The following is an 18,648-nucleotide window of genomic DNA, read 5'->3' on the forward strand; positions in this document are numbered from 1 at the left end:
CCGGCTCGTGCGGGCGAGCCGGCCTTTCGAGGAACCGCTTCATGTCCAGATCCTTGCGTTGCAATATTGCGTGTGCCCTGGTGCTGTTGAGTGGCAGTGTCATGGCCGCGCCACAGAGCCTCACCGTGATCTCTTTTGGTGGCGCCACCAAGCAGGCCCAGGACAAGGCCTACTTCCAACCCTTCAACGCCAGCGGTGCAGGAAGCATCGTCGCCGGCGAATACAATGGCGAGTTATCGAAGATCAAGGCCATGGTCGCGGCCGGCCACACCAGTTGGGACGTGGTCGAAGTCGAAAGCCCCGAGCTGTTGCGCGGTTGTGAGGAGGGCCTGTTCGAAAGGCTCGATCTGAGCGCCTTGGGTGATCCGGCGAATTTTGTGCCGGGGACTCTCACCGAATGTGGTGTGGCCACTTATGTCTGGTCGATGGTCCTGGCCTATGACCAGAGCAAGTTGGCCAAGGCACCCAAGTCCTGGGCGGATTTCTGGAACGTCACCGAATACCCGGGCAAGCGCGGGTTGCGCAAGGGGGCCAAGTACACCCTGGAAATTGCCTTGCTGGCCGACGGGGTCCAGGCGCAGGAGTTGTACAAGGTGCTCAACACCCCCGAAGGCGTGTCGCGGGCATTCGCCAAGCTGGACCAGATCAAGTCGAACATCCAGTGGTGGGAGGCAGGTGCGCAACCGGCGCAGTGGTTAGTGGCGGGGGATGTGGCGATGAGCGCTGCCTACAACGGTCGCATCGCTTCAGCGCAGAAGGAGGGCATGAAGCTGAGTATCGTCTGGCCGCAAAGCCTGTATGACCCGGAATACTGGGCGGTGGTCAAGGGAACGCCGAACAAGGCCTTGGCCGAGCAATTCATTGCCTTTGCCAGCCAGCCGCAGGCGCAGAAAGTGTTCTCGGAAAACATCCCTTATGGACCGGTGCATCGCAAAACGCTGGCGTTGCTGCCTGGAGCAGTCCAGGAGCAGTTGCCTACCGCCGAGGCCAACCTGGCCGAAGCCCGGGCCGTGGATGCCGAGTTCTGGGTTGACCATGGCGAAGAACTGGAGCAGCGCTTCAACGCCTGGGCAGCTCGCTAGCCATCGAACCATTCTTGCGGCGAGCAGAGCCTTTTGTGGCGAGGGAGCTTGCTCCCGCTGGGCTGCGCAGCAGCCCCGACACTGGTTCTCGCGGTGTGCCAGGTTGATCCAGTCGGTTGGGTTTGGGGGCGCTTCGCCCCCCAGCGGGAGCAAGCTCCCTCGCCACAGGGTTCGGTGTTTGACTGGGCATCAGGCCAGCCATTGCTTGAACTGCTCTTTGCAGTAATCCACGAATAACTGCGCAGGTTTGGTCAGGTGCGCGCGCTTGAGCCATCCCGCCGCCAGGGCCGAACCGGTGACGTCCTCGGCGATGTTGACGCACACCACTTGCTGCCCATCGTAGGTGCAGGTGGAATGTGGCCGGGTTACCAGCAGCGCAAAGCCGAACGATTGCCCGACCATACCACGCACCATTTCGATCGAGGGTGAGCTGAAAACGATGTTCGGTGTCAGGCCCAACTCCTCGAAAATGCTCACGAAATAGGTCCGGCTGGGTTGCACGTCCAACAGAATCATCGGCTCCAGTGCCAAGTCGCGCAGGGACACCTGAGCCTGGCTGGCAAAGCGGTGCCCCGCTGGCAGCAGCGCGTAGGGTTGTTGCGGCGCCATCAGCGCCTCGGTCTCGATGGTGCCGTCCAGGTCGTGCTCATAGAAAATCGCCAGGTCGAAACGCCCCCCCGTCAAACCTTGCACCAGCTCCTGTTGCTCACCGTCCTGCAGACGGATCTCCACGCCTGGGTAACGCTGGCGGAAACCGGCGATCAATCGGGGCAAATACAGGGGTGCGACAGTCTCGAAGCAGCCGATGTCGATCTGACCGCTGACCACGTCGTTATCGGCCAGCGCGTTCTGCTCGAACTCTCGCGCCATGCGCAGCAGTTCCTGGGCCTTGCGATAGAAGCGCGCACCGCTGGGGGTTAGTGACACACCCTGGGCGTGGTGACGGATGAGCAACTGCACGCCGAAACTGTCTTCCAGCCCTTTGACGGCGGTCGCAATCGAGGGCTGGGCAATGTACAGCTTGCGGGAGGCTTCAGCGACGCTGCCACACTCGACAGTGGTGACGAAGTATTTCAGCTGACGCAGGGAATAGGAGGCCACGGTACACCTCGATCGGGATGATTTTTGTCTACCTTACCTTGTGCCGCTTGTGCGAGGGGCGGGCATTGCAACGCATTTTGCTGGGCAATGGCGATATTTGAACTGGGTGAGGATAAGCACGGTTTTGGAACGTACGGCGCCCAGGTTGAGCTCCATAGACCGAAGAGAGAATGGCACCATCACCCATGTCGAAGGACCGATGGGTTCGAAACGTGGCACCTGGACTGAAAAAACACCTGCCCAAAAAGCAACGGCAGGTGTTCGGGAAAACCGGCACAGAAAGGAGGGGACTGGCCGGGCTATGGCAGGTGAGTCAAGCCACAGGAATCAACGGATCAGCCGCAGCCAGGGCTGTGGCACGGTCGGCGGCCGGAGGGTAGATCCACACCGTGTTGATCTGGGTTTTGAGTTCCTTGGCTTCCTGCCCGACCAGTTTGAGCTGGCGGTCCCAACCTTCGGTGAATACCGCGCCCCAGGCACCCAGGTCCAGGCAAGTCACGTACTTGGGCTGGCTGTAGGTCATCGGCGCGACACCCAGCAGGTCCGCCGCGACGTTGTGGCCAGCATAGCGCCCCAGGGCGATGGCGTGCTGGCAGGACATCGCCGCGTAGTTGCCAAGCGTGTCGGTGGCGGCATAGGCCACGTCACCGCTGGCGAATATGTCGTTCTGTCCCACTACCTTCAGATGTCCATCGACGTGCAGGCGACCTTGAGGGTCGCGAGTGCCCGGCACTTGTTGGGTTAAAGGGCTGGCACGGAAGCCCACGGTCCAGATCACCGTCCTGGACTCGATACGCTGGCCATCCGAAAGGGTGACGCCGTCAGCATCCACCGAGTCGACCGACACATTGACCCTCCACTCGATGCCCAGGTGGTCGGAAGCTTCGATGATGGACGGGCGAATACCGTCGCCCATCGACGCGCCGATTTGCGGCCCGCGCTCCACCACGATGACGCGGATGTTGGCGTCCTCGCCCAGGATGGCGCGTAAACGCGCAGGCATCTCAGTCGCGGTTTCGATGCCGGTGAAACCACCACCGGCCACCACTACGGTGTTACGGCCAGGGCTGTCCGGCAGATTCTTGAGGGATTTGATGTGGGCTTCCAGGCGTGTTGCCTGTTCGATCTCATCGACATCGAACGCATGTTCCATCATGCCCTTGAGGTCGGGACGGATCAGTTTGCTGCCCGCCGCCAGCACCAGGCGGTCGTAGCCCAGCGTGCCCTGTGTCCCGAAGACGTCCACGTAGCCAACCCGTTTGTTATCGACGTCGATAGTACTCGCCGAGCCCTGCACGAATGTTATCCCCACCGCATCGAACAGCCCGCCCAGCGGAGCCATCATGGTGTGGACATTCGGCTCATAGAACCGGGGCCGGATTCGTAACTCCGCTTGTGGCGCCAGGACCGTAATCTGTACGTCATTGCGATTGTGCTGGTCCAGCAGGCGGGCTGCACCGAGGGCGCTCCATACCCCGCCGAAACCTGCGCCAATCACCAGAATATGCTGTTTCATGATTTGCTCCCGAAGACAAAATCGATACGTTGAAAGGGTGGGTTTGCCCCGCGTGCCAGTGCTGCGAAATACCCAAAATTGCGTGGCTTGGATGCTTGAACATCCAGCGCATCCAGCTTCGGCTCGCTGCAGCAGATGGTATTCGCCGCGATCACATCCAACACTTCTACATAGGGTCATCAGGCCTATGCGTGGGTAGGGGGTGAGCTATACGAAGGTATGGGCGGCGCAAGTCAAAAAGGACGTTCAAGTACCGACTCGATGCAAGCGATCAGTGCAGCGCAGTCGAACGGCTTTGGGAAAAATGCCAGCGGTTTGGGAGCCGCCGCGCTGAGACGGGGTGGAGCGCCGGGATGGCCGGTAATGAAGATGACCGGGATACGAATGCCCAGGGAAGACAGCTGTTCATACATCTGAATGCCCGTCATGCCAGGCATTTGTATATCCGATATCAGGCAGGCGGTTTTGCCACGCTCACTGGAAGACAGAAATTGCAGGGCGTTGGCGAATGTGTTGACCCGATAGCCGTGGGAGCGTAACAAGCCATCCAGCGCAATTCGGACCGATTCGTCATCATCAACGACTGAAATTATTGCGCTGTTGGACATGTTGATACCTGGCAGTGATATCAGGTGGCCATAGAGCCACCCGCGATCATTGCAAGATACGCGGTCCAGGCGTCCCGCCAAGTATACGTGGGTATGAAAACGTTACTGGTCGCGGGCAAGCTCCAAGGCCTGGGCCATGCGTACCAGGTCGGCAAAGGAGCGCGCGGACATTTTGCGCATGGCCTGGCCACGGTGAATCTTGACCGTGATTTCGCTCAAGCCTATCTCGGCGGCAATCTGCTTGTTCATCAGGCCCGACGCCGCCAGCGCCATGACTTGCTGCTCCCTCGGCGTCAGGGTGATGTAGCGCTCAAGCAGGTGTTGGTGGTTGCGCTCGGCCTCGCGACGCAGCCGATCCTGTTGATGGGCGGCGGCCACAGCATCGATCAGGTCCTGCTCGCGAAACGGCTTGGCGAGGAAATCCACCGCGCCAGCCTTCATCGCTCGAACGGTCATGGCGATATCGCCATGGCCGGTCATGAACACGATCGGTAGTTGAACGTTGGCGGCAACCAGCTCGCGCTGGCAATCCAGGCCGCTGGTGCCCTGCAGTCGTACATCCAATACCAGGCAACTGGGCAGATCGGGCCTGGGATGCTGCATGAACCCTGCGACCGAGCTGAACAGTTGAACCTGCAGGCCAATGGAGCGCAGCAGGCTGCCGAGGGATTCGCGCAGAGGGGCATCGTCGTCGACGATGTACACGAGGGGGGCGGTGCAGGTGGCTGGATTCTTATGGGAATAAGGGCTCATTGGGGCTCCCCGGACAACGATGCGCACGTTAACAACGGCAGTGCGAACCTGAATGATGTGCCTTGGCCAACCTCGCTGGTTGCCCAGATCCTGCCCTCGTGAAAGTCGATGATGGACCGGCAGATGGACAGGCCCATGCCCAGGCCATTTTCCTTGGTGGTGAAAAATGCATTGAACAGGGAGGGCAGAATGTCGGCGGCGATGCCGGTTCCTTGATCGGTCACCTCCAGCACAGCCTCGTTGTCTTGCAGCCAGGTGCGGATCTGCAGAATGGGCTCGCGCACTTTGATCCCATCCATGGCGTGGCAGGCATTGATGATCAGGTTGATGATCACTTGCTGCAGCTGCACGCGGTCCGCGCTGACCTGCACGCCGCTTGTCGCCAGATCCACTTGCACCCTGACTTTGTGATGAGCCAGTTGCTGCTGGACCAGGTAGAGCGTCTCGCTGACGATATCGTCCAGCGGCTCGGGTCGACGCAACGGATCACACTTGCGTGACAGCGCCCGGATGCGGCTGATGACCTCACTGGCGCGACACCCGTTGGCGATGATCCGGTCGAGGGAATCGAGGGCTTCCTTAAGGTCGGGTTCGGGGCGTTGAAGCCACCGGCGGCAGGCTTCGCCGCTGCTGGTAATGGCCGTCAATGGCTGGTTGACTTCGTGGGCAATGGAGGCGGCCATTTCCCCTAGCGAAGTCAGACGGGTGACGTGGGCCAGTTGGGTCTGAGCGCGGAACAACGCTTCTTCGGCCTGCTTGCTGGCGGTGATGTCCATGAGCGCGCCGAGGTACTGGAAACGGCCGTGTTGCAACAGCGAGGGACTGGCGATCATGTGGATATGCTTGATACGCCCGTCAGGCATCAGCAGGCGCAGCTTGACCTCAATCTGCGGTTCGCGGCGGGCGGCCTGTTCGAAAACTCCGCGTGCCAGCTCAAGGTCTTCGGGGTGCGTGCGTTCGAGCATCATCGAAACCGTCGGCGCTTTGCTGGGTGGGTATTCGAAGATCCGTGCAGATTCCTCCGACCAGGATATGTTTTGCCGATCACCGCGAAAGCCCACGCTGCCAGTCTGACTCAAGCGCTGGGCACCGATCAGGTAGGCCTCGTTATGCCGCAAGCTGTCTGAAGCCTGCTTGCTGCGCAGCGCCAGGAAGGCAATGGCCGACAGCGCTGTCAGGCAGCGGAAAAAACCGGTGGTCGAATCCCAGCGATGGTAGCCGCCGTTGTACAGGAACATCGCCGTGAGCAAGAGCATGCACATTAATGCGACGGTGATCACCAGGTTGATCGAGAACAGATTGGCCGCCATCAACAGCAAGGTGATGTACAGCAGGGTGGGGGCCAGGTCGGAGTGGGTTTCTGAATTGATGATGACAATCCCGCAGGCCACCACCAGGCCTACCAGCCAGCCGAGGGCGTTGACCAGCGGATGGGTACTGATTCCCATCGACAGTCGCGGCCCCCTCTGGCATGGGGTGTATCGCAGGCTGTCATAGACGTTCTTGAGCATCGCGGAGGGTAGGGGCACGCTGGCAGACCTTTTGTTTTTACGTGGTCTCGCTCTGGGATGTCGGGGGACAGAGCATCGGTTCGTATCTTAGAAGCGCCGCTTGGGCCGAGGTAGGACATAAAACCCTGAAATTCCGCCAGGCCGTGCCCACACCTCCCTTGTGGCGAGGGGATTTATCCCCGCTGGGCTGCGAAGCGGCCCCTAAACCAGGCAACTCGGTGTGCCAGGAAGATTGAGTTCACTGCTTTAGGGGCTGCTGCGCAGCCCAGCGGGGATAAATCCCCTCGCCACAAAGGCGGTGTTCGCCAGGGGGGGATATACCGAAGTATCGATGATGTTGCCCAAAGGGTGGGCTGAGTGTCCCCACGTACGACAGACACGGGGCCGGTAGGGGAATAGTCTCGTAACACCCCTTCGCCGCGGTGTCTTGATGATGGCGCAGGTGAAGAACTTCTCTACCCTGACTCAATGGCCTGGCGCCTGAGGCGACGACTATGATGAACAGAAATGACCTGCGTCGTGCTGACATCAATCTGCTGGTTGTCTTCGAAACCATGATGCATGAGCAAAATGTCACGCGCGTCAGCGAAAAGCTGTTTCTCGGACAGCCAACCATAAGCAACGCTCTGGCGCGCTTGCGGGTGATGTTCGATGACCCCTTGTTCATCCGGTCCGGGCGACTGATGGAACCGACCTTCAGAGCGCGGGAGATTTTTTCTAATCTTTCCCCGGCCCTGGACTGTATCGCCGCAGCTTTGAGCCGCTGCCAGACATTCGAACCGGGTACCAGCGAGGCCACTTTCCATATCGGGCTCTGCGACGACGTCGAATATGCGTTATTGCCGGACCTGCTGCGACGGCTGCGAGGCGAGGCGCCGGGCATGACGCTGGTGGTGCGCCGGACCGATCAATGGCAGATGTCGCAGCTCTTGGCCAGCGGAGAGATTTCCTTGGGGATCAGCCCGACCCTGGAGCTGCCGGCCAACGCCCGGCGCAAGATGCTACGTGCGGTCCGGCCGATGCTGTTGCGGGCCGATTCTCACCCCGACAAGCTAACCCTGGACCAATTCTGCTGTCGGCCCCATGCCGTGGTGTCGTCCATGGGCAATGTCATTGACGATTCGGACCGAGCGTTATGCCAGATGGGCCGACAGCGTCGGGTGGTACTGACGGTGCCGCAGTTCAGCGCCTTGCCGGTGTTACTGGCGCAAAGTGACATGATCGCCATCGTGCCGGATTATGTCGCCCGAGCGATGACGTTGGCGCCAGGTTTACGGACCGAACCGGCCCCGATTCGCTTGCCAGAGCATGAACTGTCCATGGTCTGGCGCGCCGCCTCCCACAATGATCCGGCTGAACGTTGGTTACGCTCCCGCTGCAGCGCGCTCTTGGCTGAGCAGGCCGATCCGCAGGCGCCATCCAGAAAAGTCGCCTGACAGCAGCGGGGGGGGGCGCCGTCAGCGGGAAAACCGGTTGCGGTACTCCCGCGGGGAAATCGAGAGATGGCGATGGAAGGTATGGCGCATCCGCTCCTCGTCACCGAAACCGCATGAGCGCGCAATCTGGTCGATGTTGCGCTGGGAGTCTTCCAGCAGCCGTCGTGCGGCTTCCAGGCGGAACATCTCGACCGCTTTGGCCGGGGTTCGTCCAGTCTGGCGTTTGTAGACCCGGGCAAAATTGCGCGGGCTCATCCGCGCCTGCCGGGCCAGCCGCTCGATGGTCAGGTCATCGTCGGCCAGATGGTCGGCAATCCATAGGTGCAATGCCTCGAACCCGGCGCTGTCCTGCATCTGTGATTGCAACAACTGGCTGAACTGCGCCTGCCCACCGGGCCGCTTGAGAAATACCACCAGTTCCCGGGCCACCTGCAAGGCCACGTCGCGACCGCAATCGGCTTCGACCAAGGCCAGGGCCATATCAATACCGGCACTGACGCCCGCCGAGGTCCATACGCTGTCCTGCTGGACGAAAATCGCGTCCAAGTCCACTTCGATCAACGGAAAGCCCGTCTTGAGCATCTCGCACATGGCCCAGTGCGTGGCGGCCCGTCGTCCGTCCAACAACCCGGCCTGAGCCAGCAGAAACGTTCCGCTGCATACCGACGCGGTGCGCCTGGCCTTGACTGCGGCCTTTTGCAACCACTGCACCAGATCGACACAGTCGATCATCGCCTGCCGAATGTCCGGTGCGCCGGGGACGATCAGCGTATCGATGAGCGTCCCGTCGAGCTCCCGCAGGGCACGGGTATCCACGACCAAGCCTTCGGCGCTTTGCATCAATCCGCCTGCCAGGCTGGCGGTGTGCATGGCGTAGCCGGGCAGGCCGCGTTCGGTCATGGCCTTGGTGGCGGCCCAGAACACCGTTTGGGCGCCGGTCAGGTCCAGCAAGCCCATCTGCGGATAGGCCAGGAATACCAGGGTGCGCGGTTGGGAAATGGACTCGGCGGCGAGGCCGACATCCAGGGTCATCTCGTTCATGATCGTTTCGCGCTGGTGTTTGTCAGGGCCGGTGAAAGAGTCTATCCGTTTTCGGCACAATTGAACGAATGGCCTACCCAGCGGAATGGAACTTGCCTGAGCTTTGATCCATAAGCCCTGGAATCATCAAAGGTCGGGTCAATGAACAATGACAACATGGCGCAGCCAGCGGTCTCGTCGGAGGGACTGCCGATGCAACCGATCAATCGGTTCCGCACCACAGACATCGACGAGCACGCCCGGAACATGGGCGGCTGGCAGGTTAGCTACGACCAGTTGACCCCCGGGCGCTTCGACGGCGAGTTGATCGAGTTCCGCTCCGAGTGGATGCAACTGGTGCGCGACCGCTCTAATCAGGCCCTGACCAAGCAAGGCACGGCCTGGGAGGGCGCCATCACCTTCAGCGTGCCGCTGAGTGCGGACGGGCCGGTCTTTTGTTCCGGGCACCCGATTGTCGAGCCCAGCCTGTTGGTGGCCCGTGGGCATAACCTGCCCGAGCTGCGCACCCCCCAGCATCTGGATCTGCTCGGTGTCGCCATCGACGAGCAGGCGTTGGAGCATGTGCTGGAACGTCAACGCAGCTGCTTTCGAATTACCGATCTTCCCAAGTGTTACCGTCTGGGCAACTCGACGCTGCCCGCCGAGCTTGCGGCGTTATTCGATGAGCTTGAGGGGGGCGAGCAGGGGCGTGACTCATTGCTGGGTTACGAGTCGATTCGTCGTGGCCTGCGTGACACGGTGATGCTGCACATACTGGAATTGGTGGCACCGGACCAGGCGCCGCCGCTCAACCCCACGGCGCGCAAGCGCATGGTCGACCGCGCCCGGGAGTACGCCTTGGCCCATGTCGATGAGCCGCTGTCGATCCTTGACCTGTGCAACCACATCGGTGCCAGCCGACGCAAACTGCAGTATTGCTTCCAGGAAACCCTGGGTATCAATCCCGTGGCCTATTTGCGGGCGTTGCGCCTCAATGCCGTGCGCCGTGAACTGCGTAACGGCGATCAGGCCCTGGGCGTCCAGGAGGTGGCGGCACGTTGGGGCTTCTGGCACTTGAGCCGCTTTTCCAGCGATTATCGGGTGCTGTTCGGTGAGACACCTTCCCAAACCCTGCGTCGCACGCATCTGTGCTGAAAACGGATAACGGCTGACCGGCCGGCTCCCTAGGATGACCCCCAACACCACAGGGTTGGAGGGGCATTCGATGAATCAAAATAAAAAAGCAAACGCCTGGCGCTGTACTTGGTTGAGCTTGGGGCTGATCGGTATGGGGGGCGCTGCCCATGGCACCGAAAACGGTGCGCCGACCACGGCGGTCGGGGTCTATGATTTTGGCGCGGGCATGATGCCGCCGGCCACGCCCTTTGGCACCGTCGGCCTGCGCACCGCGTTCTATTCGGCCAACGTGCAGAAGGACCGTCACGGCAAGTCCGTGAACAACAATTTCTCCCTGGATGTGCTGTCCATCGGCGTCGCCTATATGCGCATGACCGATTACACCGTGCTGGGCGCCAAATATGGCTTCGGCGCCGTCGTGCCGTTCTTCCAGATGGACGCTTCGGTACAGGTGCAGACGCCGATCGGTCCGCTGGATCTTGCGGCCGATCCGTTTCGCATGGCCGACATCCAGTTGTTGCCGGTGATCCTGCAGTGGACCCTCTCGCCCAACCTGTTCGTCAACACCCAGTTCCAGATCCAGGCACCGACCGGCGACTACGACAAGAATCGCCTGATTTCGCCGGGGCTCAACCACTGGACCTTTTCGCCGATCCTCAACGCCACTTACCTCTCCGACAGCGGTTTTGAAGTGTCTTCCAGTTTCGAAGTCGACATCAACACGCGTAACCCTGCCACTGACTACAAGAACGGCATTGAGTACCGCCATGAATTTGCGGTGGGCCAACACGTCGGACCCTGGACCGTGGGCGTGGGCGGTTATTACTACCGCCAGTTCAGCGACGACGATGCGCCAGGACTGCAAGCGGGCAATCGCGCCCGGGTGATGGCTGTCGGGCCGGCGGTGAGCTACTTCAAGCCCGGTATGCCGCCGGTGTGGTTGCACGTCTACAAGGAGTTCGACGCGCGTAACCGGGCCGAGGGCTACACCACGGCGCTGCGCATTTCTCAAAGTTTCTGAAGGGACTCGCCATGAACCAACCAAGTAGCGTTTCAACGGCCCCGTTGCGTCAGGCAGGCCTGCGTCAGGGCTTGGTACTGATGCTGGGCAGCAGTTTGACCATTATGGGGTCGGTGATGGTTTCTCCCGTCCTGCCCCGCTTGGGTGCCGAATTCGGCCCCGTGGAACCCCGGGCCGATTTGCTGTTGCCGCTGGCGGTCACCGGGCCGGCCCTGGCAATCGCCCTGTGCGCACCCCTGGCCGGATGGTTGGCCGATCGCGTCGGGCGCAAGGCCTTGCTGGTGCTTGCCACGTTACTTTACGCCGTGCTCGGCGCCTTGCCGGCCATGCTCGATAGCCTGCCCGCCATCGTGGCGACGAGGCTGTTGTTCGGTTGTACCGAAGCGGCGGTCATGACCTGTTGCGCCACGTTGATTGCCGACTACTGGCACGACGAGGAGCGCTTGCGCTACGTCAATCGGCAGGTGGTGACCATCGGACTGGTGGGGGCGCTGTTCTTTGTGGTGGGCGGCGCGCTCGGGGAGCATTCGTGGCGCTTGCCGTTTCTGCTCTATCTCCTGCCGTTATTGCTGGTGCCGGTAATGATGAAGGTGCTGTGGGAGCCGCCGCTGGCGCGGCGCACCGTGACCGAGCAGCCAAACGGCGGGGCAGGGTTGGCCAAAGTGGCGGTGCTGCCGCTGGTGGTGGGCAACCTGATGATTTTTGGCGGCATGGTCCTGGCCTTCGTTTTACCGGTCCAGGCGCCGATGCTGTTGGTCAGCCTGGGCATTACCTCCAGCACCATGATCGGCATGGCAGCGGGGCTGAGCTTGTTGGCGACCCTGGTCGGTTCGCTGATGTGGCCAATGTTGCGCCGTCGCTTCGGCATCGCCGGTTGCAATGCGCTGCTGCTGGGGCTGGCGAGCCTTGGACTATGGCTGCTGACGCGCGCGCAAAGCTACAACGAGGTGCTGGTTTCAGTATTCATCCAGGGCCTGGGGTTCGGGTTGTTGGTGCCCAACGTGATGGCACCGGTGATGAACGCCCTGACCGCCAGCACCCGTGGTCGGGGGTTGGGCGGGTTCACGGCATTTCTCTATCTCGGTCAATTCGCCAGTCCTCTGGTGGTGGCGTGCGTGGGAGGATTCGCCGGCGATCTGCGCCAGTCCATCCAATGGTTAGCGTTCGCCAGCCTTGTCGTAGCACTCCTTTGGCTAATAACCGGTCTGCGCAGGCGTGGTCACGACCAGACCAGCCCTGTCGGCTCACGTCCATCGTCATGAATAAGGAATCCCAAACATGAGTATGCAAGACATCCACCAGTTGATGGATCGCGAAGACGCCATGGGGCTGGCCGAGTGGGTCAGGCGCGGCGAGGTCCGGCCTGGCGAATTGCTCGAGGTGGCCATCGAACGTCTCGAGCGGGTCGAGCCGCAACTCAATGCCGTGGCCGAGCGATTGTACGATTCGGCACGGGACGCGGCGCAAATGCCCCAAATGGGGCAGGGCCCGTTGGCCGGCGTGCCAACGTTGATCAAGGACCTGTTTTCGCCGGTCAACGGTGCGGCGATGACCAACGGCTCCCGCTCCCTGGGAAGCGCGCGGGCGGATTTCGAGGCGGAAGTCGTGACGCGTTTGCGGAGGGCAGGGTGCCAGTTGGTCGGCACCAGTACATCGCCGGAGTTCGGCACGTCGTACTCCACCGAGTCCGCACGGTTTGGCGCGACTCGCAACCCTTGGAACACCGATTACAGTGCCGGGGGCTCCAGCGGCGGTGCCGCGGCGTTGGTGGCGGCCCGGGTGGTGCCGTTCGCCCATGGCAACGATGGCGGCGGTTCGTTGCGGGTGCCGGCGTCCTGCTGCGGCGTGTTCGGCCTCAAGCCCAGCCGTGGCCTGTTGCCGTCGGGGCCGATTGTGGGGGAGGGCTGGGCGGGGATGGGGACGCCCCATGGGATCACCCTGTCTGTGCGTGACAGCGCGGCGTTGCTGGATGCGACCGCCGGGATGGACCTCGGCGCGCCCTATGCCGCCCCGATGCAGGCGCTGCCTTACGTGACAGCGGTGCAGCGCGATCCGAAACCGCTGCGCATCGCCCTGGTCGAGCAACTCGGCCCCTGGCCGACGTCGCCTGAAAGCTTGCGGGCGGTGGGCGAGGCAGCGCGATTGTGCGAATCCCTGGGGCATCGTGTCGAGCCGGTGAACCTGCCGGTGGTGTTGCCGGAATTTCTCGACCAGGTGTTCACCATCATTGGTGCAAGCACGCGCCACTATGTCGATTTGCTGGGTCAGATGCGCGGCCTCGCGGTCCAGGCCGAAGAGCTGGAAGTGCGCACCCGGATCATCCTGCGGGACAAGGGGAATGTGAGCGGCGCCCAATACGCGGCCGCCGTGGAATGGATACACACCCTGGGTCGGCAACTGGCGTCGTTCATGCAGGATTACGACCTGATCCTTACCCCCGTCTTGACCCGTGAGCCGGCACGGATCGGTGAGTTGGACATCCAGGACGTGTGCCTGAGTCTTGATCAATTGATCGAGCGCTACCACAGCTACTCGCCATTCACCGCGTTGTTCAATGCCAGCGGCCAGCCGGCGATGTCTGTGCCGTTGTCCTGGAGCAGCAACGGCCTGCCGATGGGCGCGCACTTTGCCGGTCGCTTTGGCGAAGAAAGCACCTTGCTGGCCCTGGCCGCGCAACTGGAACGCGCCCAGCCGTGGCGTGGTCGGGTGCCGGCGGTGAACGCCTGTCGTCATTGAACGCGGCGATGTTTCAATAAAGCCAAGCGGGCCGGTTCGAAGACGGTACAACCAGCCTCGATGGGGGGGCCGATCTCGATGCCTGATCAGGCCCGCTTCCCACCACTCAGCCGTGCCCGTCCCGAAATCGCTGATCAAAATCCTCCGCCAGCTGCGCCAGGGTGATGCTGCCCAAACGCTTGAGCAGCAACGCCTGGGCCTCATCGAATGCATCCGTCAGCGCCGCATTCACTGCTTGTTCCACCAGGCACTGTGGGTGATCGGTGGACAGGCCGATGGCAAAAATCGACGTGCTGCCCAAGGCTTGATGGATGTCGAGCAGGGTCATTTCTGCCAGGGACTTGCTCAACGTCCAGCCGCCGCGATGGCCTTTTTCCGAGGTGACGTAGCCCTGTTCCTTGAGCAGCGCCATGGTCCGGCGCACCACCACGGGGTTAGTGCCGAGCATCTGCGCGAGGGTGTCGGAAGTGGCGGATTGCTGGTGACGGTCCATGTGGATGAGCACATGAAGCATGCGGGACAGGCGCGTGTCGTTTCTCATGATAACGGCGTTGTTCGGTGGTTGAGACGGGCTGAGTATCGCCTGTAATTGCAAAAGTTACGAGATCGTTGACAGCGGCTTTTCAAGGAACTTACGATGTGTCGAGACTTTGGCGGTCCTTCGAACACCACCCTTGGAGAAAGCTCATGGGCTACGACGTCATCATTACAGGCGGCAGTTACGCGGGTATGTCGGCAGGTTTGCAACTGGCACGGGCCCGGCGAAAGGTGCTGGTGATCGATGGAGGGCTACGCCGTAACCGGTTTGCCGCGACTTCCCATGGCTTTCTTGGACAGGATGGCCGCGCGCCCGCTGACATCGCCGAGGATGCCCGTGCCCAACTCATGGCTTATCCGACGGTGGAGTGGCTGTCGGACACCGTGGTCCAGGCTCGCAGGGAGGAGGGCGGCTTCACTCTGGAAACCGCTGGTGGGCAACGGCTCAATGCCCAACGCCTGCTGTTGGCCACCGGAGTGGTTGATGAGTTGCCGGCGGTGCAAGGGCTGGCCGAGCGCTGGGGCAGAAGCGTGTTCCACTGCCCTTACTGCCACGGTTATGAGTTGGACCAGGGGCCGATCGGCGTGCTGGCAACGTCGCCCATGTCCCTGCACCACGCCTTGATGCTTCCCGACTGGGGGCCGACGACGTTCTTCACCAATGGCGTATTCGAACCGGACCCGGAGCAACGGGCCAGCCTGGAACGACGCGGGGTGACGCTGGTGGCCGAACCGGTCGAACGCATTGAAGGCGAGCGGGCGAATGTGGTGCTGGAAGGGGGGCGCGTGGTCGCCATTGAGGGGCTGTTCGTCTTGCCGCGTACCCGCGTGGGCAGCTCGTTGGTCACCTCGCTGGGGTGTGAGTTCGAGGACGGCCCGCTCGGCGCCTTCATCCAGACCGACATGACCGGTGAAACCAGCGTGCCGGGGGTGTTTGCCTGTGGAGACGCGGCCATGCCGTTCGGCTCGGTGGCGCTGTCCGTGGGCGATGGTGTGCGGGCGGGATCGGGCGTGCACCGATCGTTGATTTTCGGCGCACACTGAAAAACCCGCTCCCTGTCTGAAATCTAAACCTGAACCGCCCCGGTTGCCACGGCGAAGGCGAGCATCACCAGGCTGACGCCCCAGGCCCAGAAAAAGGTGTAGGCCATGTGTTTGCGCAGTTCCACGCCGGACAACGCCAGGGCCAGGTACACGCTGGGCACCACCGGGCTGATGGAGAAACCGGTGTTTTCACCGATCAGCATGGCCCGGGCTACCGCTTCCAGGGGCACGCCCGCGGCGGCGGCCACGTCCCTGATCACTGGCAACAGGGCGAAGTAGTAGGCGTCCGGCGAAAAGATCATCCCCAGGGGAACGCCAAAGAATCCGACGATCACGTGCAGGTATTGAGCGGAGCCGGCCGGCAGAAAGTCGATCAGTGCCAAGGCCATGCCATCGGACATTTTTGCCCCGGAGAGCACACCCAACAACACCGCGGCGGCCATCATCACCAGGACCATTTGCAGGGCGTCGGAGGCATGGGCCTTGAGGCGTTCGGCCTGGGCGTCCAGGGAGGGGAAGTTCAGCGGCAGGGCAATGCCCAATCCCACCATGAAACAGGCATAGAGTGGAAAAATACCGGTGAACAGACACGCCAGGATCGCGCCGGTCAGCGCCACGTTCAGCCAGTACCGCAGATCGCGGGGCGAGAGGCCGAACTCGCGACCTTCGCTGGCCAGGCTGTCCAGATCGACGCTGGCGGCCGCTCCCAAGGACATCGGCCGACGACGCTGGGCGCGCGAGCCCAGGACCGTCGCTACCAGCAACATGCAAACCAGACCCACCAGTTGCACTGGCAGCAAGCCCAGCCAAAGCTCGGTGGCGTCCAGCCCGGAAACCGCGGCGGCCCGGGCAGTGGTGCCGCCCCAAGGCACCATGTTGATCACCCCGGCGGTGGTGCCCACCAGGCACAACAGCATGGCCGGGTTCATGTTCAGGCGCTTGTACAACGGCAACAGTGCCGGAATGGTCAGCAAAAATGTCGCGGCACCCACCCCGTCCAGATGCACCACCGACGTCACCAGCACCGTGACCACTGCCACGGCCAGCGGCTTGCCACCGGTGCTTCGGATCAGCAGGTTGACCAGCGGGTCGAACAGGCCGCGATCACGCATGATCCCGAAAAACAGAATGGCAAACAGAAACAGCGCGGCGGTGGGCGCCACGGTGATCAATCCGGCCTTGATGAACTCGCCAATTTGTCCGGGGTTGAAACCGGCCAGCAGGCAGGCGGCGACGGGGAGGGTGGTGAAGGCGACGACGGGGCTGATCCTGCGCAGCAAGATCAGCCCGATGATGACCAGCATCATCAAAAAACCCAACGTTGTAATCATGGTGCAGCCTCTCTTTTTATTGTTGTCGACGGTACGGGCGCGCGAGTCCTTCAGCCCTGTGGTCGGGGCAGGCGCAGTGACAGCAGCAGATAACTCAAACTCTTGCCATGGCGGTCCAGGCCGCAACTGAGGTTCACCCCGCCTTCCAGGGCATCTTCGAGGACGAAATTCAGCGCGTGCAGATTCGGCAGTTCATAGCGATGCACTTTGGACGGCTGACGCGTGGCAAATTGTTCGGCGACTCGTTCGCAGGTCAGTTCACGCAGCAGCCATGGGTAGTGCGCCGGATCGAGGGGCAATACCGCAATGCTGAGGATGTTGCCTTTGTCTCCGGCACGAGCGTGGGCGAAGTCGGCGAGGGTGACCAGATTCATCAGTACCACTCCAGGGTCGTGTGGATTTCGCTGCGCGGCAGCAGGAAACTGCGGGTGGTGACGGCTTCAGCGAGGTGCCGGCGAACGCCGCCACCGCCGGCCGGACCGTTGGTGTAAAGCGACTCCACCTCGGCCAACAGGGTCTGGACCATTGCCTGATCGGTATGGGACAGGCCGACGCGCACACGCACATCGTCGAGGGCCGGCGCCAGGGCCAGTCTTTGTTGCAGATAGCGGCCACTGTGGTCATTGAACAGACTGGCGACACCCGACAAATCGATCCAGGGCTGTACGCCTGGCGCCAATCGGTCAAAACGTTGCAGCAGAATCTCCCGGGCCAGGGCGGCGCGGGCTACGGCACCGGGGCCGGCATAGGAAATTTCCGCCTCGCCGAACCATAGCCCGCGCACACCGGCCAAGCCTTTGAGCGTATCGGGGCGCGGATGGCCCAGCAGGCCGCTGACCTCAACACGGTCATCACCCAGGTCGTGGACGCGGGCCTGCCCCAGGTCCAGTACCACATCCGGGGTCAGGTAACGGCGCGGATCATGCACCTCGTAAAGCAATTGTTCCTTGACCGTTTGCTCACTGACGCGCCCCCCGCTGTCCTGGGTTTTGCCAATGATCAAGCGCCCATCTTCATGGATTTCGGCAATTGGGCAACCGAGGTTCGCCGGGTCCGGGATCTCTTTGATCCCAGGGTGGGCAAAGTACCCGCCGGTGACCTGGGTGCAGCATTCCAGCAAATGCCCGGTCGCGGTGGCGATGGCCATTTTCTGCCAGTTGTCGGCGGCCCAGCCCAGCCCGTGGCGAATCGCGCCCACCGCCAGCGAGGGATCGGCCACGCGCCCGCACAGTACGATGCCAGCACCTTCTTGCAGCGCCGTATGAATGCCGTCGGCCCCGGTGTAGACATTGACCGATACCACGTCTGCGAGATTCTGGGGCAGCCATTGCTCGAAGCGCGGCGGGGTTTCTTCCAGCAGGTCATCGCCCAGTACGCAGGCAATTTTCAATGTCGGATAGCGTCCTGCCAGTGTTGCTCGCAGGCGCTGCGCGGCGGCTCTGGGATTGGCTGCGCCACCATTGGTAATGATGGGGATGCCGGCTTCGATACACACATCCAGCATCGGTTCGAGGAAATCGAACAGGCGCGAGGCATATCCGGCTTGAGGATCGAGGCCCCTGCGCAGTTGTGCTTCGGCCAGCGTCCGTTCGGCCAGCAGCTCCAGCATGATGTAGCGCTGGCCGTTTCGTTGCGCCAGGTCCTGGGCCAGGCGCAAGGCCGCGTCCGGGCGATCATTGGCGAAACCGGCGCCGCATCCGACGAGAATTGTTTTGGTCATGTCCGTTTCCACTGATGGGATGGCCCATAGTGGCGGGCATGGATTGTTCTGTGAATTTTAAAGGTAGAATCAATTGATCCATTATCTTTATAAGT

Annotated in this window: 17 protein-coding genes; 7 read left to right on the plus strand and 10 right to left on the minus strand. The window is 61.9% G+C overall.

Translation table 11 applies throughout. The annotated features are described in order from the left end of the window. Nucleotides 1–101: 101 nt before the first annotated feature. Nucleotides 102–1,082: an ABC transporter substrate-binding protein gene (locus BMY45_RS12725; protein ID WP_256244142.1), complete on the plus strand. Its 981-nt coding sequence runs from the start codon at nt 102–104 to the stop codon at nt 1,080–1,082. A gap of 189 nt (nt 1,083–1,271) precedes the next feature. Here the strand turns inward: BMY45_RS12725 and BMY45_RS12730 are convergent, their stop codons facing one another. The 5 genes from BMY45_RS12730 to BMY45_RS12750 all read right to left on the minus strand — a co-directional run bounded on the left by BMY45_RS12730 (nt 1,272) and on the right by BMY45_RS12750 (nt 6,508). Next, nucleotides 1,272–2,183, minus strand: coding sequence for a LysR substrate-binding domain-containing protein (locus tag BMY45_RS12730; RefSeq protein ID WP_092398033.1), 912 nt, complete (start codon nt 2,181–2,183; stop codon nt 1,272–1,274). Nucleotides 2,184–2,496: 313 nt separating this feature from the next. Next, nucleotides 2,497–3,699, minus strand: coding sequence for an NAD(P)/FAD-dependent oxidoreductase (locus BMY45_RS12735; protein WP_092398035.1), 1,203 nt, complete (start codon nt 3,697–3,699; stop codon nt 2,497–2,499). 233 nt (nt 3,700–3,932) lie between these two features. Next, a complete protein-coding gene (locus BMY45_RS12740) occupies nt 3,933–4,307 on the minus strand; it encodes a response regulator transcription factor (RefSeq protein ID WP_092398037.1) in 375 nt (124 codons plus the stop codon). Nucleotides 4,308–4,409: 102 nt separating this feature from the next. Beyond that, nucleotides 4,410–5,060, minus strand: coding sequence for a response regulator transcription factor (locus BMY45_RS12745; protein WP_092398039.1), 651 nt, complete (start codon nt 5,058–5,060; stop codon nt 4,410–4,412). Further along, nucleotides 5,057–6,508, minus strand: coding sequence for a sensor histidine kinase (locus BMY45_RS12750; RefSeq protein ID WP_092398041.1), 1,452 nt, complete (start codon nt 6,506–6,508; stop codon nt 5,057–5,059). Before BMY45_RS12750 ends, BMY45_RS12745 begins: the two co-directional genes overlap by 4 nt. Nucleotides 6,509–7,065: 557 nt before the next feature. On the opposite strand from BMY45_RS12750, the gene BMY45_RS12755 reads away from it, so the two are divergent. Next, nucleotides 7,066–8,007 carry a LysR family transcriptional regulator gene (locus BMY45_RS12755; protein ID WP_092398043.1) on the plus strand — a complete coding sequence of 314 codons (942 nt, stop codon included), beginning with the start codon at nt 7,066–7,068 and terminating at the stop codon, nt 8,005–8,007. A 21-nt stretch (nt 8,008–8,028) separates the two neighbouring features. On the opposite strand, the gene BMY45_RS12760 is transcribed toward BMY45_RS12755, so the two are convergent. Next, nucleotides 8,029–9,039, minus strand: coding sequence for a GlxA family transcriptional regulator (locus BMY45_RS12760; protein ID WP_092398045.1), 1,011 nt, complete (start codon nt 9,037–9,039; stop codon nt 8,029–8,031). 150 nt (nt 9,040–9,189) lie between these two features. Between BMY45_RS12760 and BMY45_RS12765 the strand changes: the two genes are divergently transcribed. The 4 genes from BMY45_RS12765 to BMY45_RS12780 all read left to right on the plus strand — a co-directional run bounded on the left by BMY45_RS12765 (nt 9,190) and on the right by BMY45_RS12780 (nt 13,921). Next, nucleotides 9,190–10,182, plus strand: a complete 993-nt coding sequence (locus BMY45_RS12765) for a helix-turn-helix domain-containing protein (protein WP_092398047.1) — start codon at nt 9,190–9,192, stop codon at nt 10,180–10,182. 70 nt (nt 10,183–10,252) lie between these two features. Continuing rightward, complete coding sequence (locus BMY45_RS12770) at nt 10,253–11,185, plus strand: SphA family protein (RefSeq protein ID WP_092398049.1); 933 nt, start codon at nt 10,253–10,255, stop codon at nt 11,183–11,185. A gap of 11 nt (nt 11,186–11,196) precedes the next feature. Then, nucleotides 11,197–12,447: an MFS transporter gene (locus BMY45_RS12775; protein WP_092398051.1), complete on the plus strand. Its 1,251-nt coding sequence runs from the start codon at nt 11,197–11,199 to the stop codon at nt 12,445–12,447. A 16-nt stretch (nt 12,448–12,463) separates the two neighbouring features. Beyond that, nucleotides 12,464–13,921: an amidase gene (locus BMY45_RS12780; RefSeq protein WP_092398053.1), complete on the plus strand. Its 1,458-nt coding sequence runs from the start codon at nt 12,464–12,466 to the stop codon at nt 13,919–13,921. A gap of 106 nt (nt 13,922–14,027) precedes the next feature. On the opposite strand, the gene BMY45_RS12785 is transcribed toward BMY45_RS12780, so the two are convergent. After that, entirely contained in the window at nt 14,028–14,462 is a 435-nt protein-coding gene (locus BMY45_RS12785; protein ID WP_092398055.1) for an Rrf2 family transcriptional regulator, read from the minus strand. A 146-nt stretch (nt 14,463–14,608) separates the two neighbouring features. Between BMY45_RS12785 and BMY45_RS12790 the strand changes: the two genes are divergently transcribed. Further along, on the plus strand, nt 14,609–15,502 hold the full coding sequence (locus BMY45_RS12790; RefSeq protein ID WP_092398057.1) for an NAD(P)/FAD-dependent oxidoreductase: 894 nt from the start codon (nt 14,609–14,611) through the stop codon (nt 15,500–15,502). A 23-nt stretch (nt 15,503–15,525) separates the two neighbouring features. Here BMY45_RS12790 and BMY45_RS12795 read toward each other — a convergent pair whose 3' ends face one another. From BMY45_RS12795 to BMY45_RS12805, 3 genes are read right to left on the minus strand one after another with little or no spacing between them, the layout of a single operon-like run. Further along, complete coding sequence (locus BMY45_RS12795) at nt 15,526–16,833, minus strand: CitMHS family transporter (protein WP_092398059.1); 1,308 nt, start codon at nt 16,831–16,833, stop codon at nt 15,526–15,528. Nucleotides 16,834–16,883: 50 nt separating this feature from the next. After that, entirely contained in the window at nt 16,884–17,207 is a 324-nt protein-coding gene (locus BMY45_RS12800) for an AtuA-related protein (RefSeq protein ID WP_177193346.1), read from the minus strand. Then, the gene (locus tag BMY45_RS12805) at nt 17,207–18,553 is read right to left on the minus strand and encodes an acyclic terpene utilization AtuA family protein (protein ID WP_092398063.1); all 1,347 of its coding nucleotides are present in this window, start codon (nt 18,551–18,553) and stop codon (nt 17,207–17,209) included. The genes BMY45_RS12800 and BMY45_RS12805 overlap by 1 nt, the downstream gene beginning before the upstream one ends. Between the last annotated feature and the right edge of the window lie 95 nt (nt 18,554–18,648).

It is taken from the genome of Pseudomonas sp. NFACC39-1 (assembly GCF_900110355.1).
GTDB classification, from domain to species: Bacteria; Pseudomonadota; Gammaproteobacteria; order Pseudomonadales; family Pseudomonadaceae; genus Aquipseudomonas; species Aquipseudomonas tehranensis.